This is a genomic window from Kitasatospora sp. NPDC036755 (genome assembly GCF_040636595.1).
Taxonomy (GTDB): Bacteria; Actinomycetota; Actinomycetes; order Streptomycetales; family Streptomycetaceae; genus Kitasatospora.
The window spans coordinates 1-9968 of sequence record NZ_JBEZUT010000319.1 but is presented as its reverse complement, the minus strand read 5'-3'; the positions used below and the strand labels follow the sequence as shown (position 1 = coordinate 9968).

Here is a 9968-nt window from a genome sequence, read left to right as displayed (position 1 = left end):
CCTCCCGCTCGCCGTCTCCTTCGCATACCTCCTTCCCGTCGACGCCGCCCCGGCGGCCATGAACCTGAGCCTGCCGGTGATCGCCGCTCCGCTGCTCGCCTTCCACCTCGTGTACACCAGACGGCACGGCCTGCGCGCCTGACGTCCGCGCCGCGCCCGGCGGCCTCCGCACTCCCCACGGTGTGACACCCGCGCATCCCGCAACGGGGCTCGGGTCGGTCTGCCTGCCCCGGCAGGCAGGCCCGAGGCCCGACCATCCGCGGTTCCGCTACCGGCCCATGGCCACCACCACCTCCGCGACCCGGCCCGCGCCGTCCTCCCCCGCCATCGCGCGGGCCACCCCCTGTGCCCGGGCCCGCAGCCGCTGTTCCTCGACGGCCTGGCGGATGGCCTCCGCCAGACGGTCGGCCGTCAGCTCGGCGAACCGGACCGGAGCGGTGGCGGCTCCGAGCCGGGTGAGCCGGTCGGCCCAGAACGGCTGGTCCGCCGTCACCGGGACCGGGACGCTCGGCACACCCGCCCGCAGCGCCGCGGCCGCCGTGCCCGCACCCGCGTGGTGCACCACCGCCGCCATCCGCGGGAACAGTCGGGCGTGGGGCAGTTCGCCGACCGTCAGCACACCGTCGCCCGCCCCGGTGATCCCGGCCCAGCCGGCCTGCACCACACCCCGGACGCCCGCCCGCCGCAGCGCCTCAACCGCCAGGGCGCTCAGCCGCTCCCCCTGACCCGCCGCCATGCTGCCGAACCCGATGAACACCGGCGGCGGCCCGTCCCGCAGGAAGTCCTCGACCTCGGTGGGGAGGCGGTAGTCCTCCGCCACGTGCGGCCACCAGTTGCCGACCACCCGCAGTTCCTGCCGCCAGTCGGCCGGTCTCGGTACGACGGTCGGACTGAAGCCGTGCAGCACCGGCCAGTTCGCCCGTTCCACCGCCCGTCGGCGCGCGGTCTGGGAGAGCGCGGGGAGGCCCAGCCGCGCCCGCAACCGGCGTGCGGCCTCGGCGTGCAGACGGTCGACGACCCGCTGGCCGAGCGCTCCCGCCGCCCGGTTCCCCCAGCTCCCCAGCGAGCGGGCACCTCCGACGACGGGCGGGAACTCCCGTGTCGGCAGCGTGGGTTGCAGGTAGACCCCCATGCTCGGGACACCCATGGCCTCCACCAGGTGCCAGCCCAGCGGAGCGGTGGTGGTGCTCAGCAGGAGCAGATCGGCTCCGGGCGCCGCGGCGTCCGCGAGCCCGTCGCCCAGTTGCCCGATGAAGGCCGCGGCCCGTGCGAGCAGTTCGGAGCGCCCGCCCGTCGGCCGGGTGCCCTCCCCGCGCGGATCGACCGGGAGCGGGCGGAAGTCGAGGCCGCTGCCGGCCACCAGCTCGCGGAAGGTCTCGGGCGCCGCGAGCACCACCCCGTGCCCCGCGTCGCGCAGGTGCGCCCCGAGACCGGTGTAGGGGGCGACGTCGCCGTGGGAGCCGGCGGCCATGACGAGGATCCTCACCGGGCCGCCTCCTCGTCGCCGGTCCCGCCGCACCGCTCGGCGTTGGCGCCGATGGCCGCGCGGAGGTAACCGGCCAGGCCGGGGCGCTGCTCGGCCGGCGGGACGACGAGGGCGAAGGCGCGGGCGTCCGCCTCGTAGTCGTCGGCGATCCTGCAGTGCATCTCCGGCGGGCAGGGCGTGAACCACCGGGTGATGTGCTGCCGGTGCTGCTCGGCGAGGTCCAGGACGGCGCGGTCGTCGACCGGCAGCCCCCCGTCGAAGGCCTTCAGCAACCTGCCGCGCCACTCGGCGGCCTCCGCCATCAGCTGCCGCCAATCCTCCTTGGAGTGGCCGGCGGCACGGGCCAGGGCCTCCTGATGGCTGTCCCGCTCGCCCCACTTGAGGTGGGCGTCGGCCGCGTAGCTGAGGTCGAAGACCACGTCCCCGAAGACCTCGAAGCGCTCCTCCGGCGTCAGTTCGACGCCGGTGCGCCGGACTTCGATGGCCCGCTCGGCGACGTCGACCAGCTTCTGCAGCCGGGTGATCTGCTCGGTGAGCGCCCGGCGTCTCGCCAGCAGGTGGTCGAGCGCGTTGGCCTGCGGGTCCGCCAGGATCTCGGCGATCTCGTCGAGCGGGAAGCCGAGCTCCCGGTAGAAGAGGACCTGCTGGAGTCTGGCGAGGTCCGCCCCGTTGTAGAGCCGGTACCCGGCCGGGCTGCGTTCACTGGGCGAGAGCAGCCCGGACCGGTCGTAGTAGTGCAGGGTCCGGATCGTGACCCCGGCGAAGCCGGAGACCTGTCCCACCGACCAGCTCATGCGTCCCTCCGATCGTCCGTGCGTTCGTTGCGCCCCCACCGTGCGGCCTGACGTGGGGTAAGGGTCAACACGCGCGGCTCGGGTGCCTGCTCCGGACGCCGGGAGGCGTCATCGGTCAGGTCTCGCGCCGCGGGTGGTAGGCGCTCTCGGGTATGCCGAACGTCCAGGCGACCCCGGCGCGCGCGGTGCGGGTGCTCGGGGGGACGCGCAACCAGTAGGTGCGGTGGGTGCCGTCCGGCTCGGGGGTGGAGTTGACCACCTCGACCATCACGACCGGCTCGTCGTCGGGCAGGACGATCCGCCAGAGCACCCCGGTCTCGTCCCGGTGGACGGGCTCGGCTCCGGAGTCGGCCAGGTAGCGCTCGTAGCCGTAGTGCTCCAGCAGGACGCGCCGCAGCTCGGCGTTCTCCTCGGTGCGGATCCGCTCGACCGTCACCTCGGCCAGTCCGGCCAGGAACTCCGGCGGGACGGGCATGCCGCGCCAGGCGTGCAGGGCGAAGCCGTCGGCGTACTCCAGGGCGGGGCCGTCCGCCCGGTCGAGCCGTCCCGCCTCGTCACGGTGCAGGGCGGTCGGCCGCTCGCTGAGCAGGGCCACCTCCCGGTACGGCCACCACCAGCCGGCCTGCCGGGCCAGCTCGGCGATCGGTGCGACGGCGTCGGCGACCGAGCCGGCGGCCTCCAGGGCGGCGAACCACGGCGCGTCGTGCTGGCCCCGCACGGCGTCCAGCAGGGCCAGTCGGACGGTGGTGCGCCGCGCCCGGGCCTCCTCGGCCACGGCGACATCCGCCTCCCGGTCCGCCTCGGGGGCGAGCCGGTCGAGCACGGCGTTGCGCAGCCGGTCGGCGAGCGGGGTGGTGACCGGGCCGAGCTCTCCGCCGGTGAGCGCCCAGTGGCCCGCCCACCCGGTGGCACCGACCCGTGCGACGGCCCGTCGCCGGGCCTCCTCCCAGGGCCGGGTGCGCACGGCCTCGCGGACGCTCTCCGCTCCGGCGGCGCGCAGTTCGAGCGCGGCCTCCGTCGCGGCGAGCGGCGAGCCGAACCAGCGGATCGCCGCGGGTTCGGGCAGCCCGGCCGCCCGGTAGGCGGCCCGGACGGCGCGCTCGGCCTCCGTCCTGTCGCCCGTCCCGGTGGCCGCCGCGGCCGCCCGCCAACGGGCCGTCACCTCGGCCGGCCCGAGCGGCGCGGGCGCCTGCGCCGCCCCGCCGTGGACCTCGTCGTGGATCACCGTCTCCATCCCTGCTCCGTTCCCGGCCGGGCTCCCCGCCCGGTCGTCCGTTCCCGTTCCGTGCCGCGGCCCCGGCCGCGCTCCGCCCTCGTACCCGCTCCGCCCTCCGGCCCCCGGCCCGGCGGGCGGCCTGGACTCAGTCCGCGACCATCCGCACCGCGCCCGGGACGTACTCGCGCTGGCGGACCACCCGGTACCAGCCCTTGGGCAGCGGTATCGCCGCGTGCTCCTCGTGCACCACCCGGCCGCCCTCGGGCAGGTGCAGCCAGCCCGCGCCGAAGGGCCCGGCCTCCCGTCGCAGTTCGCCGGGGCCGACCACGGCGTGCGCGTGCCCGGTGACCTCGCCCAGCGCGAGCACCATCCGGCCCCGCGCGTCCCGGGGCTGGACGGCCGACTCCGCCGCCCTCGGCGGCACCGCGCTCTCCTCGACCGGCACGATCAGCACATCGCCCTGGCGGTACATCAGTCCTCCCTCGCCGTACGGCCGGACCCCGGCGGACGCCGGAACCCATGGCTCCACCGCACCTGCCGCGGTCACTCTCCGGAGCCAGGACCAGAACATAGAGCAAGGGTCTGACAACGCGCCCGGGCGGCGACCCGACCACCGGATTGTCAGTCCCGGCTGGTAGACAGTTGTTCGGCCCAGACCCCCGGAGGAGCAGCGCATGACTGTCAACGACCACATCGAGCGGTTCCACGGCCTGCCCGTCCTCGACTTCGCGAACGCTCCGGAGGCGGCCGAGGAGAAGGGCGGGCCCGGCGCCGTCCGGCTGCCGGACGCGGCCTCGGTCGCCTGGAAGGTCGGTCTCGACTACGAGTCCGACGTCACCTTCGCCGAACTCTGGGAGCGGTTCCTGGGCGCCGTCGACACCGAGCGGGTCACCGCGCTGGTGATCGGCCAGTGGGCCCCGGAGGAGCCGGACGGTTTCCAGGAGCCGATGGAGGCGATCGTCGCCGCCGCCGGCCGGCTGCCCGCCCTGCGAGCGCTGTTCGTCGGCGACATCACCTACGAGGAGTGCGAGATCTCCTGGATCCAGCAGTGCGACATCACGCCGCTGCTGACGGCCTTCCCGCGGCTGGCCGAGCTGGTGGTGCGCGGCGCGTCGCAGGACTGGGACGGCAAGGGCGGTCTGGCCCTGGAGCCGCTGCGGCACGAGGCGCTGGAGGCGCTGCGCTTCGAGGCGGGTGGGCTGCCGGGTTCGGTGGTGCGCTCGGTGGCCGGCTGCGACTTCCCGGCCCTGGAGCGGTTGGAGCTCTGGCTGGGCGTGGACAACTACGGCGGCGACGCGACGATCGACGACCTGGCGCCGTTCCTGGACGGCACCCGCTTCCCCGCGCTGCGCCACCTCGGCCTCCAGAACAGCGAGTTCGAGGACGACATCGCGGCCGCCGCGGCGCACGCGCCGGTCGTCGCCCGGCTGGAGTCGCTCAACCTCTCCATGGGCGTGCTGACCGACCAGGGTGCCACCGCCCTGCTGGAGGGCCAGCCGCTGACCCACCTGCGCAAGCTCGACCTGCACCACCACTACCTCACCGAGGAGATGCAGCAGCGCCTGCGCCAGGCCCTGCCCGGGGTCGAGCTCGACCTCTCCGAGCCCGGCAAGCCCGACGACCGGTGGCGCTACGTGGCCGTGGCCGAGTAACCGTCACCTCCCGCACGCGCCCTCCCGACCGTCCAACCCCCGTCCAGCCCCCGTCCGACCACTCGACCCATCAGGATCCGACATGGCCGTCTCCCGCCACATCGAACGCTTCCACGAGCTGCCGATCCACGAGTTCACGCCCGCCGACGCCCGGCCGCGGCCCGCCGCGGGCGCCGTCGCCTGGCGGCTGTCCCTCGAGTACGGGTCCAAGCAGGACTTCATCCAGCTCTGGCAGTCCTTCCTGGAACAGGTCGACCCGGCCGGCGTCCGCGCCGTGGTGATCGGCGCCTGGTGGCAGGACGGCTACACGTCGGTGCGCACCGCGGTCGAGGCCGTCACGGCCCAGGCACCACGCCTGCCCGCCCTGGAGGCGCTGTTCCTCGGCGAGGTGACCTTCGACGAGTGCGAGATCTCCTGGATGGAGATGGCCGACGTCACTCCGCTGCTGCACGCCTTCCCCAGGCTGCGGTCGCTGGCCGTGCGCGGCGGGAGCGGTCTCGTCCTGGAGCCGGTCCGGCACGACCGGCTGAGCAGCCTGCGCCTCGAGTCCGGCGGCCTCCCGGCGACGGTGGTGCGCGCGGTGGCCGGCTCCGAACTGCCCGCGCTGGAGCGCCTGGACCTCTGGCTCGGCGTGGACGAGTACGGCGGTGACGCGACGGCGGACGACCTGGCGCCCTTCCTGGACGGCACCCGGCTGCCGAGGCTGCGCCACCTCGGGCTGGCCAACAGCGAGATCCAGGACGAGATCGCCGCCGCCGTCGCCCACGCCCCGGTGGTCGCCCGGTTGGAGTCGCTCGACCTCTCCATGGGCGTGCTCTCCGACGAGGGCGCCACCGCCCTGCTGGAGGGCCAGCCGCTCACCCATCTACGCAAGCTCGACCTGCACCACCACTACCTGAGCGACGCGATGCAGGAGCGACTGCGCGAGGCCCTGTCCGGGGTGGAGCTCGATCTCAGCGACGCCGAGGGCGACGACCCGGACGACGAGGACGACCGCTACGTCTCGGTCTCCGAGTAGGCGGGGGAAGGAAGCGATGACCGTGCGGTTGACCGTCCTCGGCAATCCGGGGCACCGGCGGGTGACGCTGTTCGCGGCCGCCGCCCGGGCCGCCGGGCTGGCCGAGCCCGCCGTTCTGCCCTGGCTGGACGTGCTGCGCGGCAGCTACCGGCTGCCCGAGACCGGTCTGCTGCGCATCGAGTCGCCCGGCGAGGAGCCGGAGGTCGACCGGCTGCTGCGCGGCCCGGCGCTCGGCCCCGGCTACGCGCCCACCAGGGTCGAGGGCACGGCCGCCTGGTACGCGGGGGTCATGGCCGCACTGCGCGCGCTCGCCACCCGGCCCGGCGTACGGATGCTCGGCGATCCGGAGGAGATCGGCGTGATGTTCGACAAGCGTCGGGCACACGCGCTGCTCGACCGGGCCGGGGTGCCGGTGCCCAGGGCGCTGGGCGGCGAGGTCGCCGGGTGGGACCACCTGCGCGAGCGCCTCGCCGACGCCGGCCTGCACCGGGTCTTCGTCAAGCCGGCGCACGGCTCCTCCGCATCCGGGGTGGTCGCCCTGGAGTTCGGGCCGCGCGGGCAACTGCAGGCCACCACCTCGGTCGAGCTGGCCGACGGCCGGCTGCACAACTCGCTGCGGGTGCGCCGCTACCGCACCGAGCGGGAGGTCGCCACGATCGTCGACGCCCTGGCACCGGACGGACTGCACGTCGAGCAGTGGATCCCGAAGGCCTCGCAGTCCGGCCGCTCGGCGGACCTACGGGTCGTGGTGGTCGCCGGCCGGGCCACCCACGCCGTGGTGCGCACCAGCGGCCGGCCGATGACCAACCTGCACCTGGGCGGCGCCCGCGGCAGCGTCGAGCTGGCCCGGGAGGCCGCGGGCCCGGCCTGGCCCGCCCTGCTGGAGACGGCCGAGCGCGCGGCCGCCTGTTTCCCCGGCTCACCGATGGTCGGCGTCGACGTCCTGCCCACGACCGGCTGGCGGCGCGCCCTGGTCGGCGAGGTGAACGCCTTCGGCGACCTGCTCCCCAACCTCACCGGCCTGCCCGGCGGCCCCGCCGAGGGCCTCGACACCTACGGCGCCCAACTGGCCGCGCTCACCGCCCCCTCCCCGTCGTCGCCCGCGGCGACGGACCACCAGATCACGGAACCCGCTCGATGAACCACCGGACTCCCGCCCCGTCCCCCGACATGAACGCCGTCGTGGGCACCCACGACCTCCTCCTCGTCACCCTCGACACGCTCCGCCTCGACGTCGCCGAGGAGCTGGCCGCCGCCGGCCGCATCCCGAACCTCGCCGCCGTCCTCCCCGACGGCCGCTGGGAGCACCGGCACGCACCCGGCAGCTTCACCTACGCCTCCCACCAGGCGATCCTGGCCGGTTTCCTGCCGACGCCGGCCTCCCCGGACGGCCCCCACCCGCGCCTGTTCGCGGCCCGCTTCGCCGGCTCCGAGAGCACCGCCCCGCGCACCTGGGTCTTCGACGCCCCCGACCTGCCGACGGCCCTGGCCGCCGCCGGGTACCGCACGGTGTGCATCGGCGGCGTCGGGTTCTTCAACAAGCAGGGCCCGCTGGGTTCGGTACTGCCCGGCCTCTTCCAGGAGAGCCACTGGGCACCGGAGCTGGGTGTGGCCTCGCCGACGTCCTTCGAGGAGCAGGTCGCCCGGGCCGAGCGGGTCGCCGCCGAACAGTCCGCCGATCAGCCACTGTTCCTCTTCCTGAACGTGTCGGCGCTGCACCAGCCGAACTGGTTCCACCTGCCCGGAGCCACCCGCGAGCACGGGGACTCCCGCGCGAGCCACGCCGCCGCCCTGGAGTACGTGGACGCGCACATCGGCCGACTGTTCGCCGCGATGAGCGCCCGCCGCCCCTGCTTCGCGATCGTCTGCTCCGACCACGGCACCGCCTACGGCGAGGACGGCTACACCGGTCACCGGATCGGCCACGAGGTGGTCTGGTCCGTCCCGTACGCGCACTTCACGCTCCCCGCCCGAGCGGCGAGCGCCACCGCGACCTCCGGGGAGCGCGCATGACCACCGCACCCCCGCGCCCCGAATCGCCGTACCAGTCGTACGTCTACGCGTACCCGCACAAGACGGCCTACCGCCCGCTGCCGGAGCGCCCGCCGCTGCGCGAACTGTGGGCCGGCGAGGCGCAGCACGCGCTCTCGCTCTACCTGCACGTACCGTTCTGCGAGGTCCGCTGCGGTTTCTGCAACCTGTTCACCCGGATCGGCAGCCCCGAGGGCCTGACCACGGCCTACCTGGACGCCCTGGAGCGCCAGGCCGCGGCGGTGCGCTCCGCGTTGGACGACGGGGCCCGGTTCGCCCTGGCCGCGTTCGGCGGCGGCACCCCGACCTATCTGACGGCCGCCGAGCTGGAGCGGCTGTGCGACATCGCCGAGCGGCGGATGGGCGCCGACCTGCGGGCGGTGCCGCTCTCGGTGGAGGCCTCGCCCGCCACCGCGACCGCCGACCGGCTGGAGGTGCTGGCCGCCCGGGGCACCACCCGGCTGAGCCTGGGCGTGCAGTCCTTCGAGGACGCCGAGGCGCGCTCCGCCGTCCGCCCGCAGAAGCGGGCCGAGGTGGAGGCCGCCCTCGGCCGGATCCGTGCCGCCGGGTTCCCGGTGCTCAACATCGACCTCATCTACGGCATCGACGGCCAGACCGAGGCGAGCTGGCTCCGCTCGCTGGACACCGCGCTCGCCTGGCAGCCCGAGGAGCTCTACCTCTACCCGCTGTACGTCCGCCCGCTGACCGGACTGGCCCGGCGCGGCGAGCAGGAGAGCCACTCCGCCTGGGACACCCGCCGGCTCGCGCTCTACCGGGCCGGCCGCGACCACCTGCTCGCCCACGGCTACCAGCAGGTGTCGATGCGGATGTTCCGCCGCGCCGCCTCCCCCCAGGCCGGGGCGAGCGAGTACGCCTGCCAGACCGACGGCATGGTCGGCCTGGGCTGCGGCGCCCGCTCCTACACCTCGCGGCTGCACTACTCCTTCGACTACGCGGTGAACGCCACCGAGGTGCGCGGCATCATCGACGACTACGTCGCCACCCGGGACTTCGACCATGCCGAGGTGGGCCACCTGATGGGCGGCGCGGAGCCCCGCCGACGGCACCTGGTGCAGTCGCTGCTCCAGGCCGAGGGCATGCCGCTGGCCGACTACCGTGCCCGGTTCGGCGGTTCGCCGGCCGAGGACTTCCCGGCGGAGCTGGCGTTGTTCGCCGAGCGCGGCTGGCTCGCCGGAGGCGACGCGGAGTTCCTGCGGCTCAGCCCGGAGGGGCTCGCCCACTCGGACGCCGTCGGGCCGATGCTGTTCTCGCCCGAGGTCCGGGCCCTGATGGCGGCGTACGAGGCGAAATGACCTTCCTCGGCATGCCCTCCGCCGCACCGCGGCCCGAGGACGGCGGGCGGAGCCTCACCCTGCTCTACCGCGGCCCGCTCGCCTCCTGCGACTACGACTGCCCGTACTGCCCGTTCGCCAAGCGGCGCGACAGCCCGGAGCAACTGCGTTCCGACCGGGCCGCACTGGAGCGTTTCACCGCCTGGGCGGCCGGTCGCGCGGGCACCGGCGACACCCTGTCGCTGCTGTTCACCCCCTGGGGCGAGGGGCTGGTGCGGTCCTGGTACCGCCGCGCGCTGGTCGAACTGAGCCGCCTGCCGCACGTGCGCCGCGTCGCGATCCAGACCAACCTCAGCTGTCGCACGGGCTGGCTCGCCGAGGCGGACCTCGACGCACTCGCGCTGTGGGTCACCTTCCACCCCGGCCAGATCACCCGTCACCGGTTCCTCGCCAAGTGCCGGGAGCTGGACGCGCTCGGC

General features: G+C 74.9%; 10 protein-coding genes. 6 read left to right on the top strand and 4 right to left on the bottom strand.

The window, feature by feature from the left end; genetic code table 11:
* Positions 1 to 268: 268 nt before the first annotated feature.
* The 4 genes from AB0E96_RS33210 to AB0E96_RS33195 form a co-directional block, all read right to left on the bottom strand.
* The gene (locus tag AB0E96_RS33210; RefSeq protein ID WP_359829511.1) at positions 269 to 1486 is read right to left on the bottom strand and encodes a glycosyltransferase; all 1218 of its coding nucleotides are present in this window, start codon (positions 1484 to 1486) and stop codon (positions 269 to 271) included.
* Complete coding sequence (locus AB0E96_RS33205) at positions 1483 to 2280, bottom strand: MerR family transcriptional regulator (protein WP_359829510.1); 798 nt, start codon at positions 2278 to 2280, stop codon at positions 1483 to 1485. Before AB0E96_RS33205 ends, AB0E96_RS33210 begins: the two co-directional genes overlap by 4 nt.
* Positions 2281 to 2395: 115 nt before the next feature.
* Entirely contained in the window at positions 2396 to 3514 is a 1119-nt protein-coding gene (locus AB0E96_RS33200) for a DUF6745 domain-containing protein (protein WP_359829509.1), read from the bottom strand.
* Positions 3515 to 3641: 127 nt separating this feature from the next.
* A complete protein-coding gene (locus AB0E96_RS33195; protein ID WP_359829508.1) occupies positions 3642 to 3968 on the bottom strand; it encodes a hypothetical protein in 327 nt (108 codons plus the stop codon).
* Positions 3969 to 4170: 202 nt separating this feature from the next.
* Between AB0E96_RS33195 and AB0E96_RS33190 the strand changes: the two genes are divergently transcribed.
* The 6 genes from AB0E96_RS33190 to AB0E96_RS33165 form a co-directional block, all read left to right on the top strand.
* The gene (locus tag AB0E96_RS33190) at positions 4171 to 5148 is read left to right on the top strand and encodes an STM4015 family protein (RefSeq protein ID WP_359829507.1); all 978 of its coding nucleotides are present in this window, start codon (positions 4171 to 4173) and stop codon (positions 5146 to 5148) included.
* A gap of 82 nt (positions 5149 to 5230) precedes the next feature.
* Complete coding sequence (locus tag AB0E96_RS33185) at positions 5231 to 6166, top strand: STM4015 family protein (protein ID WP_359829506.1); 936 nt, start codon at positions 5231 to 5233, stop codon at positions 6164 to 6166.
* A 16-nt stretch (positions 6167 to 6182) separates the two neighbouring features.
* Complete coding sequence (locus AB0E96_RS33180) at positions 6183 to 7307, top strand: STM4014 family protein (RefSeq protein WP_359829505.1); 1125 nt, start codon at positions 6183 to 6185, stop codon at positions 7305 to 7307.
* A gap of 29 nt (positions 7308 to 7336) precedes the next feature.
* Entirely contained in the window at positions 7337 to 8179 is an 843-nt protein-coding gene (locus tag AB0E96_RS33175) for an STM4013/SEN3800 family hydrolase (protein ID WP_359829512.1), read from the top strand.
* Positions 8176 to 9510 carry an STM4012 family radical SAM protein gene (locus tag AB0E96_RS33170; protein ID WP_359829504.1) on the top strand — a complete coding sequence of 445 codons (1335 nt, stop codon included), beginning with the start codon at positions 8176 to 8178 and terminating at the stop codon, positions 9508 to 9510. The genes AB0E96_RS33175 and AB0E96_RS33170 overlap by 4 nt, the downstream gene beginning before the upstream one ends.
* Before the next feature lie 11 nt (positions 9511 to 9521).
* The coding region (locus tag AB0E96_RS33165) for an STM4011 family radical SAM protein (RefSeq protein ID WP_359829503.1) at positions 9522 to 9968 on the top strand (447 nt) is incomplete at its 3' end.